We start from the raw sequence: 19,870 nt of genomic DNA on the forward strand, positions 1-19,870 counted from the left end.
TAGATCTACTGTCTTTTTTATTTCATAGTGTCTTATTCAACTATTTTTACAATTTCATCCATTGTACGGCGTGTCTTATTACGATGAGGTTCTTCATCACGGTAGCCAAAGGCAGCCATTACAGAAATACCGAAATGTTTAGTATCGAAGAGACCAAGTTCATCACCTAAGAAAGCAGTCATCTTATCTTGATTAAAACCTTCTAAAGCACAAGAATCTAAACCTTCATACGCCGCCATAGTCATCATATTCGCCATAACAATATATATTTGTTTAGATGCCCAATCAAAAGCAGCACGTTCAGACTCAAATGTTTTATAGTCTTCTTTTGTAAATTGAGCATATTTTTCACGATATGCCGCATCAACTTCAGCAGGTAATTGTTTAACCTCTTCTTGAATATGACGAATATATGGAGAATCGAATTCAAGATCTGCTTTTTTACGAGCTAAGAAAACTACTACATGACTAGCTTCAAGACCTGCTAAAATCCCCCAACCATAAGCTTTCATTTTTTCACGAATTTCTGGATTTTGAATAACTAACAACTGATATGCTTCAAAACCTAAAGATGTAGGAGACAAACGTGCAGCCTGCAAGATAGCATTCCAGTCTTCATCACTAATCTTTTTAGTGCTATCAAATTTCTTACATGCATAACGATATGTCATAGCATATTCTAAATCATTACGATCCAATTTAGGAGCGGTTAATTTTACATTTTCTATTTCATATTTACTCATATATACCTCCATAATTGATAAAAAATATCATGTCTTTATAGTATCATAATCAACGTTCAAATCATATAAAAATCGATATAAAAAAGCCTAGACATTGTCTAGGCTTTATATGGTACGGACAGCTCACCTTTTTCATACCAAAAGAGGCCAGATGTACTAATCTTATGTTCTTTAAAAATAGTCTGAACCTGCTCTACAATACTTGGATCTATTTGCACAGATAAACCACACATATCGTAAAGCTCTGGAGGTGTAGCCATCAATTGATGAGGTACCTCTAATTCTGTTAATACCTTATCCGCTTTATCCCCAAAATAATAGGACGTAAAGACGACTAGCAACTTTTTATTATTCACGGCCTCACCCCCTACTGCAATACATAATATTAGAATTCTTATTTCTTAACCATTCAGATAAGAAATAAGAATTCTAGTGTACTCTAACAATTAATTCATTGTACCTAAAAAGAAAACTACCAATTATAGTTTAACAATATTATCACCAAGAATAGAATCTGTAATAGCATACATATTCGTAATACTGCCGACGCCAACATTTTCTTTCACACCATAGAAATCGAGGCAAATGCCACAGGCTGCAATTTCAACACCTGCATCAGCTAGTTTTTTAATATTTTCTAAATGAACAGAATCATTTACAACCATCTTAACACTGCTATTTATGAAATAGATTTTAGATGGTTTTACATCGGCTTCAAGCATGCACACCCAGAACGTTTTCATTAGGTTACGGCCTAACTCTTCACTACCTTCACCAAGATAGTCCTTTGTCATCAAGATGACACGGTTACCATAACTCATTGGTTCACAACTACCATCTGCTACTGGATTATCATTAGGGGTCATAGTGAGGTAGAAATCCTTACCGTCTTGTCGAATATCCACCCCATAACCGCGAGACTTGCCGAACTTCTCTACATTATCACGACTCACTTCATTATCTACAATAGTGGTAATAATAGCACTTGGATTCGCATCACTTACCTTCTTGGTTTCAATTACAGGCTTTGGACACAAGCTACCACGCACATCAACAGTCAATTCCTTTGTATTGCTCATCATACACCTCTGTATTATATACATTATATATTTTGTAAAAGTATTACCTATCAGCTATCAGCTATCAGCTATCAGCTATCAGCTATCAGCTATCAGCTATCAGCTAATGATATTGTAATTAAATATCGATTGCCAATAGTAGAAAACTTGTTTTTATAAATCTATTCTGTAACACGTACCGCTAGCCCACTGAAACTTTCAACAGTACCAATAATAGCCGCACAGTCTATACCAGCCTTATGTAACGCCTCTACGAGTTGTTCACCTTCATTAGCAGGAACAGAGAACAGTAAACCACCCGAGGTTTGTGGATCGAATAGAATATCCGTCCACACTGCATCCAAAGCTTCATCAACTTGTACATCTGTTATCGCCTTGCGATTTCCATAGGATGCAGCTGGTACTAATCCCATTTGAGCCGCTTCTATGACATCATCAAAGAGAGGAAGATCATAAGCCTTAATATGTATTGTCACATCGGAGGCACTAGCCATTTCTACAGAGTGTCCCATTAGACTAAAACCTGTTACATCCGTACAAGCATGGATGGTAAAGTTATGAGCTACCTCTGCACCTACTCTATTTAAAGTACTCATACTAGTGACAGCTTGCTCTGTGCCTATAGGGAATAAATCTGCTTTCAGCGCATTATTCATAATACCTGTTCCAATACGTTTTGTTAAGACCAATACATCCCCTACTTGGGCCCCTTTGTTTTTCCAGATGCAATTGGGATTCACTTGCCCTGTCACAGACATACCAAAGATAGGTTCTTTATTTTCTATGCTATGTCCACCTACGATAGCCGCACCCGATTCGGCGACGATTGAGCCCGCGCCATTTAACACGTCTGTTAAGATCCCTTGCTCTACAAGAGGTACTGGGAAGCCTACAATATTCATAGTAGTCAATGGAGCTCCACCCATAGCATACACATCGCTTAATGCATTGGCAGCAGCAATCTTACCAAACAAAACAGGATCATTAACCATAGGTGTGAAAAAGTCTAATGTTTGAACTAATGCCAATGTATCAGAGATTTTATATACACCCGCATCATCAGAACCGGTCATATCCGCTAAAACTTGGTCATTTGTAACAGGTGTCACTGCTTTCAAAACACGATTTAATATATGAGGACCAATCTTACACGCACAGCCCCCATTTGTCACATAGTCGGTAAGTCGTACCATAAGACCTCCTTACTCATTCTCGGACAATCGGGAAACGATTTTCTTGACCGCCTTTTCAAATTTAGGGCGCGGCATCAGCAGTTGATGACCACAGCCGTTACATACGATGAGAAAATCCGTGCCAATCCTCTTCACTTCCCACTCGTCACTACCGCAAGGATGTGATTTTTTCATCTTGACCACATCGCCTACATAATATCTAATAAATGCCATAGCGCCTCCTTTTTCGTTAGTATGTATATACTTATTATACAAAAAATACAAAGTTCCATAAACATATCATAATTCTATAGTTTATATAGTCATTTTACGAGTAGTTATTAGTACATGTAACGAAAATATTATTGATTACTAATCAATAATGATTTTTCATTTAGTTATCATTCTCAATATCAAAATTAGCTTATTTCATAAATCCTATACTATTCAGTCTTAAAGAAACCGCATTTTTACTGCATTGATAATATTTATCATTTAGAAAATTTTCGAAATAAATTTTACAAAAATACTTGCATTTCTCATTTAGTATGTTACAATATAGTCAACAATGATTATTCGTTAAGTATACGGATAACACATTGTATATAAAACTGTTAAGACGGCAAGTGCCGAAAAAACACAAATCAGTAAGTACTATTTTTAAATATTAGACAAGTGTCTATTTAAATTAAGCTAAGAATAAGTTTTCTGACTAAGGCGAAGTCGCCCACTAAATTTTAGAATAAGTATTCTATTACATTGCTTTCACAACCAAGTGGTTATGAATATATAAGTTAAGTAACAAATTTTGAAATTATCGTAAGTACAAAGGAGTATTAAAATGGCAGAATTAAAAGGTTCTAACACTGAAAAAAATCTTCAAGCAGCATTTGCTGGCGAATCCCAAGCATTCCAAAAATATACATTCTACGCTGCAGCTGCTCGTCAAGCTGGCATGAATGAAATCGCTGATTATTTCGAAGAAACAGCTCACAATGAATCCGCACATGCTAAATTGTGGTTCAAAGCTCTTCATGGTGGCGACGTATCTTCCGATATCGAAGCTAACCTTCGTGATGCAGCAGCTGGCGAAAACTACGAACACACTACAATGTACAAAGATTTCGCTAACGAAGCTGAAAAAGAAGGCTTTGCAAAAATCGCTTACCAAATGCGCGAAGTTGGTAAAATCGAAGCTCGTCATGAAGCTCGTTACCTTGCATTAGCAGCTCGAGTATCTGGTAACAAAGTATTCACTAACGACGAACCAGTAGCTTGGATCTGCGCTAACTGTGGCTATGTACACGTTGGTGAAGAAGCTCCTAAAGTTTGCCCAGTATGTGCTCACCCACAAGCTTTCTTCCAACGTTTGGTTGAATCCTTCTAATCTGTAAGTACGACACTAACTAACCTAACAACCTGTAAGTGCAGATTTAAATTAACCATACCTGTAAGGATATATAATCTTACAGTAAGTACTGACAACTTCCTAAAAAAGACGATGACTAAGGTCATCGTCTTTTTTGTGTTCTATTCGCTATTAAGGTTGTGTTTTGGTTGTGTTTTATTTGATTATATTCCCTGTTTATATTGCTAATAGAGCGTAATAATCCATAAATTATCTTATAGTAATAGCAACTATTTAGTACTATCCACTAAATGCCTAAACTGTTGTACCGCCTCATAAGGGTTATCTGCATGAGCAATAGCAGATATGATGGCAACACCACAGGCTCCCGCTTCTAGTATAGGCTTCGCATTGTCTAAAGTTATTCCCCCAATACCAACACATGGTAAGGTCAAGCCTTCTGCTTGTAGTTCAGAGATACGCTCCGGTCCACATGGCTCTTGTGCATCAGGTTTACTACTTGTAGCATACATAGGACCTACACCTACACAGTCAGCATAAATTATATCAGTCTTATGAAGTTCTTCTACGGAGTGAATGGAGATGCCAACCACCTTATGGCCTACAAGATTACGAACTGCTTCTAGGCTCATATCCTCTTGCCCTACGTGAACGCCATCAGCATTAACAGCTACTGCTAAGTCTACATCGTCGTTAATAATATAGAGTACATTGTACTTAGCACAGATTTGTTTTAACTGTTGGGCTAACTCTAGTTTCTGTTGCCCCACTAAAGTACCTACGCCCTTTTCTCTAAATTGGAAACAAGTCACACCGCCTCGACAAGCCTCCTCTACGATAGAGAGTAAACGATTTTCATTCAGTTCCACATCTTGCGTACCACTTATGAAATATACTTGTAATTGATCTGGCACAACTACAGGCCGTATACGATTTTCAGACATAAGCACCGTATCATCGAGTGTATATAAACTATCCATAAAGGCTACACTAAAACTACCCGGTTTTACACCACTTACTTGCACTGCACTTTCACCAGCTAAACCATAGTAAGCCAATGCGTAAGCGAGAAACTCACCGATAGACAGTCTATTTTTACACGGATAATAAGCACTAAAGAAAGCCGCTAATACAGCCCCTAATAGACAGCCCGTACCCGTCACAGCCGTCATAATAGGATGTCCATGAGGAACGGCAAAGACCCGAGTTCCATCGGACACATAATCCTCTTCACCTGTTGCAACGACCGGGCAGTTAATAAGGCGCGCTAAACGATATGCGATAACAGCACTATCCTCGACCTGTGCCCCATCTACACCTTTACCGGTAGTAGAGTCATCCTTCTTATTATCAGGATTAAGTGCATCATAAATAGCTTTGATTTCACTTTGGTTCCCTCTCAACAAAGAGATAGCCCCAGTATGAATCAACTCTAAAACCACAGATAAACGATAAGCCCCCGCATGACACCCAACTGGATCTAAAACGATAGGAACCTCATGTTTCTTCGCCAGTGCTATAGCATCTTTGTAGTAACTAACTTTGTCTGGTGTAAGAGTACCAATATTGATGAGTAGCGCCGATGCATGGACGATGAGATCTTTCAAATCTTCACTACACTCACTCATCACCGGTGATGCGCCAATAGCGAGTAAACCATTGGCCGTAAAGGTCCTCACTACATCATTGGTAATACAAATAACGAGAGGGTTTCTCTGGCGCAAGATTTCTAATATATTGAGTTTAGGCCAAATTTGACCATTCATATATGGATTTTCATAGGTCATATCACTATCTCCTCTCGTCATTTTTCAAGAGCTCATCCATCGTTTCAGGACCATTAGATAAGAGTCCATAAGCCATATGATTTACGGGACCACAGCCATTTCCCAACTCGGGATTATGTTTAATAGCAAGTGCTATATAGTCCTTGGCAATACCAATGGCATCCATTACATCACGGCCCTTTGCAAGCTCCGCCGTAATCACTGCAGAGAAGGTACAGCCCGTTCCATGTGTATGCACCGTATTATATTTAGGGCTCGTCCAGGTACGAACGCTACCACCCTTAGTGAAAGCATAATCCGTCGCATCGTCACCAATATGGCCACCTTTAATAATGACTACCTTTGGTCCTAACTCATGTAAGATACGATTAGCCGCCGTTGTTATATCACTTTCACACGTAATAGACATATCCGCTAAAACCTCAGCTTCGCTGCGATTAGGGGTAATAACAGTTGCGGTAGGAATGAGCTTAGATTTTAAGAAATTCACCGCTTCATCTGATACGAGTCGGTCACCGCTAGTGGCAATCATAACGGGATCCATTACATAAGGAATTGGTTTACTCACATAAGGATAGATGAGGTCCATCATTTCAGGTAAAGCAATCATGCCCGTCTTAACGGCTTGTGGTTCAATGTCAGAATACACATCGTGTAATTGTCGGTCAATACTCTCTAGCGACAGATGTTCTACATGATGTACACCTGTCGTATTTTGAGCCACTACGGACGTAACAACGGCCATTCCGTATACGTGACGACTTTGAAAGGATTTCAAATCGGCCATGATGCCAGCGCCCCCACTTGGATCAGTGCCAGCAATTGTTAATGCAGTATGTAGTTTCATTGTTCCTCCACAGATATAAAAATAAGACCACTCCAAATGGAATGGTCTCGTAATAGTTTAGTATTATGTTGCACTCCACTTCCCTACGCCAGTATTATCTGGATCAGGTCTAGGGTTTTGAACGATCAATCTCAGCAAAAGCACCCCTAGTGGCAATATGTTTTTATGATTTAGTTATAGCATTATTATACAAAATATGCAAGAAAACATTTGACCATTTACAATTGAGCTCGTATAATGAAATCCATAACGGGGTGCTCACAAGAGTGGGCTGAGAGTAAGCTATCGCTTTAACCCATAACCTGATTTGGATAATGCCAACGTAGGGAACATAGAGGATTAATAGCCGAGTTCCTGTGACTCGGCTTTTTCTATGACTTCCTGGCAAGGAGGACGTATGAAAGACACACACATCACACAACCACAATTTGCTATGATATGGTTCGGTGCCGCTCTATCTATAGCGGAAATTATGACTGGCACTTATCTTGCACCATTAGGACTTACACAAGGTTTAAGTGCTATCATCCTAGGTCATATTGTAGGCGGCATACTATTATTTGGGGCCGGGCTGATTGGCGGACGGTTACGCCAAGGTAGTATGAACACAACTGCTTTTAGCTTTGGTCCATGGGGCGCCAAAGGTTTTGCCATCCTAAACATCTTACAATTATTAGGTTGGACTGGCATTATGATATATGATTCTATGTTAGCTCTCCAAGAACTAATCCCTTTTGATCCTCATATTTGGGCTATTGCAATTGGTTGTCTTGTTATTTTATGGCTTTTTATCGGACTTCATAATACTGGTTATATACACGGTATTGTATCTACTTTACTGCTTATTCTCACCATATATATGGGATACCACATCATATCCGATTGGCCATCTCATACACTCACTATTAGCAATAGTTCCATGAGCTTTATAGCAGCTTTTGAATTATCTATTGCCATGCCATTATCTTGGTTACCTTTAATCAGCGACTATACACGAGAAAGTCAAAAACCATTATCAGCCTCTTTTATCAGTGCTGGTGTATATACAATCACTAGTATTGCTATGTATGCATTAGGTCTTAGCACCGCTTTATTTGGTGGTGGAGACTCGATTATTGCCATTTTAATGAATGCAGGTCTTGGCATTACAGGACTTATTGTAATTATATTTTCCACTGTAACTACTGCATTTATGGGCACCTACTCAGCAGGTGTTTCCAGTACTGCCATCCATCGTGCGATTTCTACTAAAGGCGTAGCTATTATTATTACAATTATTGGAACAATAGCAGCTTTAGTATATCCCATGGATGACATTACGGATTTTCTTTACCTTATCGGCTCTGTATTTACCCCTATGATTGGCATATTATTAGCTGACTTTTTTATCAATCAACAAGCGACACAAACTACAGTTGCACATATCATTCGCGCTATTATTTGGGTTATTTCAGTTGGTGTATACCATTATATGTTACATAGTGAAAGCTTTATTGGCGCCACTATTCCAGCCTTTATCGTTGCATTTATGGCAACTATACTTGTTGGTCGTTTACAAACACATAGACAACAATAATACAATAAGCCCGCTGTATTTAGTAATTGCAATGATTACTAAATACAGCGGGCTTCTATGTATAACGATATAAATAGAATTATAAAATAACGCATACGGTACTAACTATATTATTTTTTAAATACGATACGCCGATAAGTACCAAAATTTAACCATGTATTATACCATTGTACTGTAAAAGCTTCATCTGTATCCAAAGATTGTTTAAAAATATCATATACAGCACTATTTTGAATATTAATAGAAAATCCACGTCCATTAAGCAGTGGTAACTTTTGATATGTATAGTCACGCAACGACTCTATCACTACAATCGTTGAGTCACGCACCTTAACTGCTACTTTATCACGCAATACAAGAATATCAAAATCTACCGGATAAGAATAACTTTCACCTTGAATCGGAATTCTATCTCCTACCTTATATACTTGTATATCATTATGTTCTTTATTAACATTAAATCCTTCTATATCATAGAAAAATTCTTCAAATATATCACCACGAGCTTTTACTGCTCCATTAACAAAAGTATATAATTCTTGATGATCGTCAAGTCGCGCCAAAACAGTTCCACATGCAGATGTCATATGCGTAACTCTATCAATTAAAATTAATTCACCTAGGCCCTTATGGTTTTCAAATGTATCGACAACTACAGGTTCTTGGAATTTTAGTACAACATGTGCTATTTCATTTTTATGTAATTCATCAGCTTGAAGTCGCTCACCATTATTGACATCAATTTTATATCTAATTTTAGTGACTACAGCAGATACTATTTTTGTACCTATACTTGCCCAATATTCTGTACCTTCTCTCAACTCGCTATCATCCATCCAAAGTAAATTTATATCTACTTTAGCGCTAACATTAAGATCAATACCTTTATAAAATACACAACCTCGCGATACATCTACTTCACGATCAAGTTGGATAGATACCGGTTGATTTTTAGTTACACTCTCTACGGTTTCAAACCCAATAATAATTGATTTAATCTTGGCTGTTTCACCACTTGGTAAAATCTTAATTTCTTCACCAACATGAATACTACCTGATTGTACCTCTCCTTGGAATCCTCTAAATGTATGATTTGGCCTTGATACACGTTGAATAGGCATATAAAAACCAACTTCTTCTTTAGTTTCAATATCTACAGACTCCAAATATGGCAACAAAGCAGAGCCTACATACCACGGCATATTGGTAGATAATGTAGTAATATTATCCCCTTCTGTTGCTGATACTGGTATCAATTCAACTTGATGAAGTTGTAATTCAGCTTGCAAAGCTAGCACTTCAGCCTTAATCTCATTAAATCGTTCTTCATCATATCCTACTAAATCCATTTTATTAATAGCAAAAATAAAATGTTCAATGCCCATTAACTTACAAATACGAGCATGTCGTCGCGTTTGCACAAGCACGCCTTGTTTAGCATCCACAAGAATAATAGCTAAATCAGCAAAAGAGGCTCCTACAGCCATATTTCGTGTATATTCTTCATGTCCCGGTGTATCTGCTACAATAAAACTTCTGTGATTTGTCGTAAAATATCGGTAGGCTACATCAATCGTAATCCCTTGTTCACGTTCTGCCATCAACCCATCCAATAATAAAGAATAGTCAATTTCGCCACCGCGACTACCTACCTTACTTTCTAATTCTAAAGCTTTCTTTTGATCTGCATATAATAGTTTAGAATCATATAGGATATGTCCAATTAATGTAGATTTACCATCATCTACGCTACCGCAGGTGATAAACTTCAATAAACTTTTCATTAGAAATACCCCTCTCTTTTTCTACGTTCCATACTACCGGCTGCCTCACTATCAATAACCCGTGTTGTTCGTTCCGAAGATACTGCGCTCAACGTTTCATCAATAATTTCGTCCAATGTATGTGCAGTTGATTCTATACCACCCGTTAAGGGATAGCAGCCCAAAGTTCTAAAGCGAACACTTTTCATAACAGGTTTTTCACCTGGCTTCAAAGGAAAACGATCATCATCAATCATAATAATATTACCATCTCTCTCTACTACAGGTCGTTCTGCAGCAAAATAAAGTGGTACAATATCAATTTTTTCACGTTTAATATATTGCCAAATATCTGTTTCTGTCCAATTCGATATAGGGAATACACGCATGCTTTCACCCTTATTAATTTTGGTGTTAAACAAGTTCCACATTTCTGGTCTTTGATTTTTAGGATCCCAGGCTTGCTCTTCATTGCGGAATGAAAAAATGCGTTCTTTAGCTCGCGATTTTTCTTCATCGCGACGCCCACCACCAAAAGCCGCATCAAATCCATATTTAGTAAGCGCTTGTTTCAAAGCTTGCGTCTTCATAATATCGGTATAAGCAGAGCCATGATCAAATGGATTAATACCTCTTTTTACACCATCTTGATTAATGTATTCAATCATATCAATGCCAAGTTTTTTCGCCGTTTCATCGCGAAATTGTATCATTTCCTTAAATTTCCACGTTGTATTTACATGAAGAAATGGAAATGGTGGTTTTTCTGGATAAAATGCTTTTAACGCCAAATGTAACATAACGGAACTATCTTTACCAATCGAATACAACATAACCGGTTTTTCACATTGGGCTGCTACTTCACGAATGATATAGATAGCTTCTGCCTCTAATTCATCTAAATGAGAAAATATACTCATAACTATTATCCTTTCTAATATTGATTAGATTCCTGTCGATTAATAGTAATCGTTTCATGTCGACCATCACCAGTCCTAATATGCCAATATAAAAACTGGCCTTTTTCTTCTACCGTCATCATTCCACCTTGTCCGCCCATATCTGCCCCTAAATAAAAGGAGATCGCTTGCACCGGACATTCTTTAACACAAGAAACACAGCCCCAACAATCTCGAGGATACGCCATATGAGCTTTTCCAGATGCACTCATTTCTATAAGTGTCCCTGGACACACTACAGTACAACGTTTACATCCAATGCACCGTTTTGAATCAATAGCTATGCTCATACGAATCCTCCCTTCCTACCAATGGTCGACGTATCATTGTAACAGTCCCATCCACCATTTTAGAATTTATAAAGCACAATCCATTACTATCACATTTAGGATAGTCTAAATATTCACCAAATGTGTGCCATCTTGTTTCTTGACGCTCTAACAAATGAGCAATTAACACAGTACAGATGGTCAATCGATTTTTTAACTCATAAATAAATACCAATTCTCTAATCGTTTGAACACGCAACATCGGAACTAATGTTTTAATTCGTTCTATTTCTAATTGCGCTCGCTCTAATTGCTTTGTAGTATATTGGTACATAGTCCCTATACCGCCAGCATAAGTGTCCATTACTTTTTGCATAGCTTCTTCTAAATCAGAAACAGAGAATCTTGGCTTTTCCTCATCTGGTGAAAGCAAAAATTGATTGTATTCTTGTATCGCCTGTTCTAATGCATTACTCAAATTATCTTCTTCTACTGGAGCAGATTGACCTAACCGCTTAACAATTTTCAAAGCTGCAATCTCGCCCTCTACCAAAGCACCTGTAACATATTTTTGCGGGCATCCACCAGCTACATCACCAGCAGCAAATAGATTATGAATCGTTGTTTCACGATTAGTGTCAACCCAATATCCACTGGCCGTATGGCCCCCTACAATATAAGGTTCCGTACCTTCAATCTCAACAGCTTGCTGCTTAGGTCCATACCCAGTATCAATCCACTTGAGAGTTTGACTAGGCGCCATATTCAAATATGCTTTGAGAAGATCATGATTCTGTTGCTCCGTGATAGCAGTCGTATCTAAGTAGCATGGTCCATGACCATCAATGTTCTCTTTTACCGTTCCATATACACGTTCAGAAGTAGTAATTCCATATTTAGTTTCATACACCTCATCACGACTATTCACTTGTTTCGCCCCAACACCTTGTGCAATCGTTCCTGTAGGAGCTATTGTATCTTTACAACGTAGGGCAACAAACCGCATTTCAAAGGTAGTCATTTCGGCACCATGCTGTATGCCCATAGCATATCCCGCACCGGTGTTAAATGGAGAGTACCACATTTTATGGCGCGAAAATCCAGGATTATTCGGTTTATATAACCCAGAAGCACCTCCTGTAGCTACAATGACATAAGAAGCACGAATTTCATAAACTACACCTGTTTCAATATGAAATCCTATAGCGCCTTTAATAGTATTATCTTCTACAATATAATCCGTAATCACTAGACGATTAATAATCATTACATCATCTAATTTTTGTACTGCATCCGCCAATATGGGCTTAATATTTTCTCCATTTATCTTAATATTGCGATTGCCTCTTGCTACATAAGACCCATCATCATGTTTAAGGATAACTAGCCCTAACTTTTCAAGATCCTCTGTTACACGATTTAAACCCTCACACATGGTACGAGCTAAATCTTCACGTACAATACCATTAGCATCTTTTACTTGATAATCTATATAATCATCAATAGTACGTCCTGGTACAATATACGCATTTAACGCATTTACACCAGCAGCTAAACATCCGCTTCGTTTAATATGCGCTTTCTCCGCAATAATAATAGATGCCGCACTATGTTTTCTCAATGTTAAAGCACTATAACACCCTGCTGTGCCACCACCTATAATTAAGACATCTGTATGGAATTGCTGAGTATCTGTTATCGCCATAGAACTCACCACCTTAAATATAATATAAGTTATCTGTATTCATCTTACTGTTCTCTATCACATACGTTTTATTTTGATTGAATACATATAAACGATATATCAAAACGTCTACTAATTCTCCCACTTCAAACTCTTCATCATCTATACTGGCATTACTATAAATTAAGATTTCATCAATTCGAACCCATAATTCCATATGATTTCCCTTAAATAAAATCCGCTCAATGATGCCTTCTTCAGCAGCACTCATATATTGACGTAGCGCACCTTTTTTATAGATTTTAACGCATTCAGGTCTAATAATGGCCGAATCGCCTTGTATATCCATATTAAATCCTTTTAAATGGTGATACATTTTGATATCCGTAGATTTTCCCATAAATTGTGCTACAAATGGTGTTTTGGGCGCTCCATAAATATCCCTAGGCGTCCCCATCTGTTCAACACGTCCTTGCTTGGTTACAACTATGTAATCAGCTAACTCTACAGCTTCCTCTTGATCATGTGTCACAAATATTGTTGTAATTCCTATTTTTTTAATAGTCTCTTTCAACCAACTCCGTAACTCCTCTTTTACTTTAACATCAATAGCTGCAAACGGTTCATCTAACAATAGTACCTTTGGTCTGGGTGCTAATGCACGTGCAAAAGCAACCCTTTGTTTTTGCCCACCAGATAACTCGCTAGGATATCGTTTTTCTAAACCACGAAGACCAATGAGATCTAATAACTCTGTAACACGTCGTTTGATTTCTGCTTTACTAATGCCTTGCATTTTAAGACCAAAGGCAATATTTTCAAAAACAGTCATATACCGAAATAATGCATAATTTTGAAATAAAAAACCGATTTCTCTCTCCCGGGGCTTCAGAGTATTAACAACAGCACCATTAATTTTTATATCTCCAGAATCAGGAATTTCAAGTCCTGCAATCATTCGTAGAATAGTTGTCTTACCACTACCACTAGGTCCTAACAACGCAAGAACAGTTCCTTGTTCAATACTAATATTAATATCTTTTGACGCATGATATGTGCCATAATATTTATTAACATTACACAATTCTACATACATTAGGAATGTCCTTTCTTTTCTACAACATTACGGATACATAACATAATTAACGATATACATACTAAAATTGAAGACGCAGCAAAAGCGGCTACAATACCATTTTCAGAACCAGACATATATAAAGCATCAATTTCCAATGGCAATGTAAATGTTTCACCTCTCGCTTTAGATAATGCAGCTACGGCACCAAATTCACCTATTGCACGAGCACTACATAGAATGACTCCATATACAAATGGCCATTTAATTGCTGGAAATGTAATACGCCAAAAGATAGTCCAGCCAGATGCGCCCATTAAAGCTGCTGCTTCTTCCTCTTCTTTTCCTTGTGAAAATAAAACAGGAATAATCTCACGATAAATAAAAGGAAATGTTACAAAAATAGTTGCCAATATCACACCAGGAATAGCAAATACTACACGAATGTCTAAATTAAAATACGCATTAATACTTTCAATATAAGAATGCAACCACCCCATACGACCAAATGTCATAATAAAGGCAAGCCCTGCAATAACTGGAGATACAGAAAATGGAATATCAATTATAGTGGTTAAAATAGATTTTCCTGGGAATTCAAACTTACCAATACAATAGGCAGCAACTAAACCAAATATCCCTGTTACAACTACCGTAATGATCATTGTAAGAAAAGTGAGTTTAATAGCGGAGATTACATAATCATTTGATATAGAAACAATAAAAAATGCAAAGCCCTTTGAAAATCCATTAGCTAAAACACTAATTAAAGGAATTACTAACATGCTTATAACAAATAAAAAGACAAGAACGATAGCAATTATTTCATCAACAGACTTATGTTTCATTCTACGTCCCCCTTACACGTTTTGCCTTTAAAATATGTATAGAATTAATGGTAAACATAACAAAGAAGGATATAAGTAACAGTACAATAGCTACTACAGTGGCACTTGCATAATCTGCATAGTTAAGCTTTTGCATAATCACATATGATACAACTTGTGTATGTTCTCGGACACTATTACCAGAAATATAAATAACGCTTCCATATTCACCAATGCCTCTTGCAAAAGCCAAGCCAAATCCTGTTAAAATAGCAGGTTTCACTTCTGGAAAAATAATGCGGCGATACAAAATCCACTTAGATGCACCTAATACATGAGCAGCTTCTTCGTAAGTTCTATCGAACTGTTCCAAGACTGGCTGCACGGTTCTTACAATAAAAGGAATACCTACAAATATAAGTGCAATAATAATACCTATATGGCTATATGATATATGGATTCCCCATTGATACAATAAGCTACCTACTGCCCCTTTCGAAGAATATAATTTAGATAAAGTAATACCTGCCACGGCTGTCGGTAGTGCAAAAGGTATTTCTATAAGACCATTGATGATCATCTTTCCAGGAAATTCATATCGAACAAGTACCCATGCAATTAAGACTCCAAAAACAACATTGATAATAGCTGCAATACATGATGTTCCAATACTAGTAGCAAATGCATACAATACACTAGGAGCAGTAATAAGTCGCCACCATTCATCAATAGGTATCGTAGTAGCAAACCATACAATTGATGATAGAGGTATCAATACTAACAATGAAATCATGGAAAGTGTAATTCCCAACGTTATACCAAATCCGGGAATTAGTGTATTTTCTTTAGGAGCTATAAATTTCATCAAATACACCTCCATCCTTAAAAAATCGATTGTATACCGTACTCCAACCACCGAAATCACGAATTGTAATCAATTTTATCTGTGTATTAAAGCGATGAGTATATTGTTTCATCACTTCTTTATTAGAAGGTCTAAATCCATAATCAGCTAATAACCGTTGAGCTGGTTCACTATACAAGAAAGAAATATAGTCTTTGGCAAATTGAGTTGTGCCACTTTTATCTGTTACCCCAGTTACAACGGCTACACTTGGCTCCGCTTGTACACTAACAGAAGGAGTCACTAATTCATAACGATCAGGATACTGTGCTAACAAATGTAACGCTTCATTTTCCCATAATAAAAGCACATCACCTTGTCCATTTTCTACAAATGTTGTAGTCGAACTACGTGCACCTGAATCAAGAATAATCACATTACGATATAACTGGCGCACAAAGGATTTAGCACCCTCATCATCTCCATAATATTGTGTTCCATAATACCATGCAGCAAGAAAAATCCAACAAGCACCACTACTACTTTTAGGATCTGGAGCTATAATCTGTATATTCTGTCGTATTAAATCATTCCAATCGTGTATACCAAGCGGATTCCCTTTTCTAACCAACATAACAATAGTTGATGTATAGGGTGCGGAATGGTATGGAAATGTATTAATCCAATCATCTGATAGCAAGTGGACTTTAGCCAATAAATTAATATCTTGCTCCGACCCAAGTGTTACTATATCGGCGTTGTTGCCTTCCATCACAGATCGAGCTTGTCCACTTGATCCACCATGAGACTGAGTAACCTTAATATCAAATCCTGTATTAGCTAAGTATGTATCATGAAAAAGTTGATTATATTGTTCATAAAACTCACGTGTCGTGTCATATGAAACATTAGTTAATCTAACATGGTTCCCATCTACTTTATTCTCTTTTCCACAACCACCATATACTACTAACATAAGTAAACATATAACAACCAGTATATATTTCATGAGCACCTCGAACTAACTTAACAAGATACCTATACTGAGAGCTGTATGTAAAATAACTAAATACTTAATCAGATTGGTAACAATAAAACTAGGGTATAATTGACGTCGCCACATATGGATACAGCCAATTATTATATATCCTACTAGGATAAAAATTATAAAATAAATGCTATCATCTGCGTTCATATTGCACCAACCTTTCTAACTATTTATATATGGCAAATCTATTACTATCAAATTTATAAATACGCTATAAATAACTATGCTTATTCATATTTAGACACTAGTTCATCAAATTCCGCCTCATGAATTTGAATCCATGCATCAAATGTAAGATTTGCTTTTGTTAAAATTTGACCAAGCTCTACAAAAAAGGAAGGAATATCTGAACTTACGATTGTTCCAATCTGCTCTGCAAAATGTTCATGTTCTAAATTTTCATTTCCTCCACGGAATACTCTAAATGCTGGTGTAGGAACGCTATTAACGACCTTCATAGCTCCATGAAATCCTATAGTACCAATTTGATGAGTACCACACGATGATGGACATCCAGAAATATGAAATTTAGGTAATAAGTCACTATTCACATTTGTCGCTTTACGTACAGCATCAAAGATTTTAATTAGTAATCCTGATGAATCTTGTAACCCTACTTGGCAGATTGTAGCCCCAATACAAGAAACAGAGTTATAAAAATCATTAGTACCTCCATTTTCTGTAATTGCCAAAACCTGACGGGCCTCATCAGCTGTTAAATTAACAATGTACATAGACTCATCTGAACTCAATCGAATTTGTACTTCATCATCTAGACTACCTACATATTCAAGAACTTGTAACAATTGTTTTTGAGAAGGATTGCCTCCATAAGGATGCCAATTTACATAATACAATCCTTCTTGTTTTTGTTCTCCTATGCGATGGTTCTGTAAGCTAGGATCAGCCTTCCCCTGTTTATTAATAGAATATATAAATTCAGATGGATTAATAGTCAACTTCTCTGTCTCTTTGACATTAGCTAAATATGTTTTAAACGTATTTTGTAATGCCTCAGGGCCTCCCAGTATATCTTGTAGGTAACGTACACGCGCCTTACTACGATTCTTATAATTACCATGTTCAGAAAAAATTAAGGCTAACGTTTTAACATAGTATAATAACTCTTCAGGTTGAATATGATTTCCTACAAGAACCCCCATCTTAGGATTTGGTCCAAGGCCACCAGCGACGTAAATAGAAAATGTTTTATCCTCAGGATGAGCTAATACACCAAAATCTTTGAACGTCACATGAGCTGAGTTTTCTTGACCATTAGAAAAAGCAGTTTTAAATTTCCGTGGAAACTTTATATCCTTAATGAAAGTTAAGACATATTCAGATAAAGCTTTTACATACGGAGAAAAGTCCCATATTTCATCTTTATATAATCCTAACAATGGAGATGCAGCCGTATTTCTTGGATGATCCCCACCAGCACCACGGTTATAAATGCCATGTCTATGACATTCTTCAAAAAGTTTAATAATGGTGTCACCATCTAAATTATGAAATTGAATACATTGACCTGTCGTAAAATGAGGAACCTTCAAATCATAACGACGTATAGTCTCAGCAACAAAACGAATCTTATCTTGATCTAAAACACCACCAGGAAAACGCCACCGACTCATGCCTGTATTAGCGCCTTTTTCTGCATAACTACCAAACGGACCAGATAACCCCTTATAATCTTGTACAGAAATTTCTTTATTATAGAATTTTTTTGTATTTTCTATAAATGTAGGATAATCAACAATTAATTCTTCTTTTAATTCTTTTGAAATAGCCATGATAACATCCTCCTCAATTCACATCACACGAATATGTTTTAAACATCTTTCATAACCTATATCTTGAGTAGGATATTACTCTTTTCTCATTTACCTGTCAACACTCTTATTGTATATTCTATCAAACTGATGTATATTCACATTTTTTACAGGAATTTATAAAGCTACTATTTATCTACTATCCCGAACCCTTTATATGTGATAAAAATCACATGTAACTTTTTCCCAACTTCACAAAACATTTAATTTCAAGGTTTTATAGGATAAAGATTTTAGGATTTAAAATAGAAAAATTAAAGACTGCATACATACTACAGATACTATCATTACAATATAAATAAAACCCAGTGTATAAAAAACAGATTTTTATACACTGGGTTTTATTATCCCTAATACTATTTTCATTTAACAACAATAATTTTTCCGTCTTCACAGATCCAGTGTCTATCACCTACGGCTTTTGCTTCACTTTCATCATGTGTTACCCATACACAAGGTACATCCCATTCTCGAATAATAGAAACAAGGTCCTCTTGTACTTGTTTACGAAGATTCCAATCAAGAGCAGATAATGGTTCATCAAGAAGTAATATCGTCGGTTTGGAATACAATGCCCGCCCTAAGGCCACACGCTGCTGTTCTCCACCAGATAAATTTCTCGCCTTAGTCTTGCGATACTGTTCTAAGCCTAAACGTGTTAATAAGTTTTCACACATATCCGGTGTACCTCGTTTACTATAAGTAATATTATGTTCTACCGACAAATGGGGAAATACTATATTCCCTTGTGGCATATAGCCTACTTGTCGTTTTTGAGCGGGAACCCAAATCTTTCTATCTTTATCTACCCATGTCATTTCATCGCACTGAATACTACCTGTTGCAGGCTTTACGAGACCGGCAATACATTTGATAAAGGTACTTTTACCACTGCCAGACTGTCCAGTTAGCACAGTAATACCAGAAGATAGTACACCATGGGCTTTCACAGTCATAGAAGTTCTAGCTACAGTAAAAGAAAATGTAATCATAGAA

General features: G+C 36.8%; 19 protein-coding genes and 2 riboswitches. Of the genes, 2 read left to right on the forward strand and 17 right to left on the reverse strand.

Translation table 11 applies throughout. The annotated features are described in order from the left end of the window. Positions 1-32: 32 nt before the first annotated feature. From RWP19_RS00125 to RWP19_RS00145, 5 genes are all read right to left on the reverse strand, one after another. Positions 33-743, reverse strand: coding sequence for an NAD(P)H-dependent oxidoreductase (locus RWP19_RS00125; protein WP_314355942.1), 711 nt, complete (start codon positions 741-743; stop codon positions 33-35). A gap of 98 nt (positions 744-841) precedes the next feature. Further along, complete coding sequence (locus RWP19_RS00130) at positions 842-1,099, reverse strand: DUF3343 domain-containing protein (RefSeq protein ID WP_295211002.1); 258 nt, start codon at positions 1,097-1,099, stop codon at positions 842-844. Between the two features lie 123 nt (positions 1,100-1,222). Continuing rightward, the gene (gene yedF / locus RWP19_RS00135) at positions 1,223-1,822 is read right to left on the reverse strand and encodes a sulfurtransferase-like selenium metabolism protein YedF (RefSeq protein ID WP_314355943.1); all 600 of its coding nucleotides are present in this window, start codon (positions 1,820-1,822) and stop codon (positions 1,223-1,225) included. 161 nt (positions 1,823-1,983) lie between these two features. Continuing rightward, positions 1,984-3,015: a selenide, water dikinase SelD gene (gene selD, locus RWP19_RS00140; protein ID WP_314355945.1), complete on the reverse strand. Its 1,032-nt coding sequence runs from the start codon at positions 3,013-3,015 to the stop codon at positions 1,984-1,986. Positions 3,016-3,024: 9 nt separating this feature from the next. After that, on the reverse strand, positions 3,025-3,228 hold the full coding sequence (locus RWP19_RS00145) for a DUF951 domain-containing protein (protein ID WP_295257287.1): 204 nt from the start codon (positions 3,226-3,228) through the stop codon (positions 3,025-3,027). A 607-nt stretch (positions 3,229-3,835) separates the two neighbouring features. Between RWP19_RS00145 and rbr the strand changes: the two genes are divergently transcribed. Further along, positions 3,836-4,381 (forward strand): rubrerythrin, encoded by a 546-nt coding sequence (rbr, locus tag RWP19_RS00150; RefSeq protein WP_295209961.1) that lies wholly within the window; start codon positions 3,836-3,838, stop codon positions 4,379-4,381. 251 nt (positions 4,382-4,632) lie between these two features. Here the strand turns inward: rbr and thiM are convergent, their stop codons facing one another. Both thiM and thiD read right to left on the reverse strand, forming a co-directional pair. After that, on the reverse strand, positions 4,633-6,150 hold the full coding sequence (gene thiM / locus RWP19_RS00155; RefSeq protein WP_314355947.1) for a hydroxyethylthiazole kinase: 1,518 nt from the start codon (positions 6,148-6,150) through the stop codon (positions 4,633-4,635). Between the two features lie 4 nt (positions 6,151-6,154). After that, a complete protein-coding gene (gene thiD, locus RWP19_RS00160) occupies positions 6,155-6,997 on the reverse strand; it encodes a bifunctional hydroxymethylpyrimidine kinase/phosphomethylpyrimidine kinase (protein WP_314355948.1) in 843 nt (280 codons plus the stop codon). Positions 6,998-7,060: 63 nt separating this feature from the next. Beyond that, positions 7,061-7,155, reverse strand: a riboswitch (TPP riboswitch). 82 nt (positions 7,156-7,237) lie between these two features. Next, a riboswitch (TPP riboswitch) is annotated at positions 7,238-7,343 on the forward strand. Positions 7,344-7,394: 51 nt separating this feature from the next. Between thiD and cytX the strand changes: the two genes are divergently transcribed. Next, positions 7,395-8,573 (forward strand): putative hydroxymethylpyrimidine transporter CytX, encoded by a 1,179-nt coding sequence (gene cytX / locus RWP19_RS00165; RefSeq protein ID WP_314355950.1) that lies wholly within the window; start codon positions 7,395-7,397, stop codon positions 8,571-8,573. Positions 8,574-8,683: 110 nt separating this feature from the next. Here the strand turns inward: cytX and RWP19_RS00170 are convergent, their stop codons facing one another. From RWP19_RS00170 to RWP19_RS00215, 10 genes are all read right to left on the reverse strand, one after another. Beyond that, positions 8,684-10,357 carry a GTP-binding protein gene (locus RWP19_RS00170; RefSeq protein WP_314355952.1) on the reverse strand — a complete coding sequence of 558 codons (1,674 nt, stop codon included), beginning with the start codon at positions 10,355-10,357 and terminating at the stop codon, positions 8,684-8,686. Continuing rightward, entirely contained in the window at positions 10,357-11,256 is a 900-nt protein-coding gene (gene cysD / locus RWP19_RS00175; protein ID WP_314355954.1) for a sulfate adenylyltransferase subunit CysD, read from the reverse strand. Before cysD ends, RWP19_RS00170 begins: the two co-directional genes overlap by 1 nt. A 14-nt stretch (positions 11,257-11,270) precedes the next feature. Further along, the gene (locus tag RWP19_RS00180) at positions 11,271-11,585 is read right to left on the reverse strand and encodes a ferredoxin family protein (protein ID WP_314355955.1); all 315 of its coding nucleotides are present in this window, start codon (positions 11,583-11,585) and stop codon (positions 11,271-11,273) included. Next, complete coding sequence (locus RWP19_RS00185; protein ID WP_314355956.1) at positions 11,569-13,269, reverse strand: adenylyl-sulfate reductase subunit alpha; 1,701 nt, start codon at positions 13,267-13,269, stop codon at positions 11,569-11,571. Before RWP19_RS00185 ends, RWP19_RS00180 begins: the two co-directional genes overlap by 17 nt. A gap of 13 nt (positions 13,270-13,282) precedes the next feature. After that, positions 13,283-14,344 carry an ABC transporter ATP-binding protein gene (locus tag RWP19_RS00190; protein ID WP_314355957.1) on the reverse strand — a complete coding sequence of 354 codons (1,062 nt, stop codon included), beginning with the start codon at positions 14,342-14,344 and terminating at the stop codon, positions 13,283-13,285. Further along, the gene (locus tag RWP19_RS00195; protein WP_314355958.1) at positions 14,344-15,171 is read right to left on the reverse strand and encodes a sulfate ABC transporter permease subunit; all 828 of its coding nucleotides are present in this window, start codon (positions 15,169-15,171) and stop codon (positions 14,344-14,346) included. Before RWP19_RS00195 ends, RWP19_RS00190 begins: the two co-directional genes overlap by 1 nt. A gap of 1 nt (position 15,172) precedes the next feature. Then, entirely contained in the window at positions 15,173-16,015 is an 843-nt protein-coding gene (gene cysT, locus RWP19_RS00200) for a sulfate ABC transporter permease subunit CysT (protein ID WP_314355959.1), read from the reverse strand. Next, entirely contained in the window at positions 15,996-17,003 is a 1,008-nt protein-coding gene (locus RWP19_RS00205) for a sulfate ABC transporter substrate-binding protein (protein WP_314355961.1), read from the reverse strand. The genes cysT and RWP19_RS00205 overlap by 20 nt, the downstream gene beginning before the upstream one ends. 266 nt (positions 17,004-17,269) lie before the next feature. Next, positions 17,270-18,835, reverse strand: coding sequence for a nitrite/sulfite reductase (locus RWP19_RS00210; protein ID WP_314355963.1), 1,566 nt, complete (start codon positions 18,833-18,835; stop codon positions 17,270-17,272). 401 nt (positions 18,836-19,236) lie between these two features. Continuing rightward, positions 19,237-19,866 (reverse strand): ATP-binding cassette domain-containing protein, encoded by a 630-nt coding sequence (locus RWP19_RS00215; RefSeq protein WP_314355965.1) that lies wholly within the window; start codon positions 19,864-19,866, stop codon positions 19,237-19,239. Positions 19,867-19,870: the final 4 nt, after the last annotated feature.

It is taken from the genome of uncultured Veillonella sp., from assembly GCF_963522475.1.
GTDB lineage: Bacteria > Bacillota > Negativicutes > Veillonellales > Veillonellaceae > Veillonella.

What these genes read in the sequence shown, in the direction of transcription:
- RWP19_RS00125 (WP_314355942.1), bottom strand. Translation starts at nt 743, where the DNA reads ATGAGTAAATATGAAATAGAAAATGTAAAATTAACCGCTCCTAAATTG.
- yedF (WP_314355943.1), bottom strand. Translation starts at nt 1,822, where the DNA reads ATGAGCAATACAAAGGAATTGACTGTTGATGTGCGTGGTAGCTTGTGT.
- selD (WP_314355945.1), bottom strand. Translation starts at nt 3,015, where the DNA reads ATGGTACGACTTACCGACTATGTGACAAATGGGGGCTGTGCGTGTAAG.
- RWP19_RS00145 (WP_295257287.1), bottom strand. Translation starts at nt 3,228, where the DNA reads ATGGCATTTATTAGATATTATGTAGGCGATGTGGTCAAGATGAAAAAA.
- rbr (WP_295209961.1), top strand. Translation starts at nt 3,836, where the DNA reads ATGGCAGAATTAAAAGGTTCTAACACTGAAAAAAATCTTCAAGCAGCA.
- thiM (WP_314355947.1), bottom strand. Translation starts at nt 6,150, where the DNA reads ATGACCTATGAAAATCCATATATGAATGGTCAAATTTGGCCTAAACTC.
- thiD (WP_314355948.1), bottom strand. Translation starts at nt 6,997, where the DNA reads ATGAAACTACATACTGCATTAACAATTGCTGGCACTGATCCAAGTGGG.
- cytX (WP_314355950.1), top strand. Translation starts at nt 7,395, where the DNA reads ATGAAAGACACACACATCACACAACCACAATTTGCTATGATATGGTTC.
- RWP19_RS00170 (WP_314355952.1), bottom strand. Translation starts at nt 10,357, where the DNA reads ATGAAAAGTTTATTGAAGTTTATCACCTGCGGTAGCGTAGATGATGGT.
- cysD (WP_314355954.1), bottom strand. Translation starts at nt 11,256, where the DNA reads ATGAGTATATTTTCTCATTTAGATGAATTAGAGGCAGAAGCTATCTAT.
- RWP19_RS00180 (WP_314355955.1), bottom strand. Translation starts at nt 11,585, where the DNA reads ATGAGCATAGCTATTGATTCAAAACGGTGCATTGGATGTAAACGTTGT.
- RWP19_RS00185 (WP_314355956.1), bottom strand. Translation starts at nt 13,269, where the DNA reads ATGGCGATAACAGATACTCAGCAATTCCATACAGATGTCTTAATTATA.
- RWP19_RS00190 (WP_314355957.1), bottom strand. Translation starts at nt 14,344, where the DNA reads ATGTATGTAGAATTGTGTAATGTTAATAAATATTATGGCACATATCAT.
- RWP19_RS00195 (WP_314355958.1), bottom strand. Translation starts at nt 15,171, where the DNA reads ATGAAACATAAGTCTGTTGATGAAATAATTGCTATCGTTCTTGTCTTT.
- cysT (WP_314355959.1), bottom strand. Translation starts at nt 16,015, where the DNA reads ATGAAATTTATAGCTCCTAAAGAAAATACACTAATTCCCGGATTTGGT.
- RWP19_RS00205 (WP_314355961.1), bottom strand. Translation starts at nt 17,003, where the DNA reads ATGAAATATATACTGGTTGTTATATGTTTACTTATGTTAGTAGTATAT.
- RWP19_RS00210 (WP_314355963.1), bottom strand. Translation starts at nt 18,835, where the DNA reads ATGGCTATTTCAAAAGAATTAAAAGAAGAATTAATTGTTGATTATCCT.
- RWP19_RS00215 (WP_314355965.1), bottom strand. Translation starts at nt 19,866, where the DNA reads ATGATTACATTTTCTTTTACTGTAGCTAGAACTTCTATGACTGTGAAA.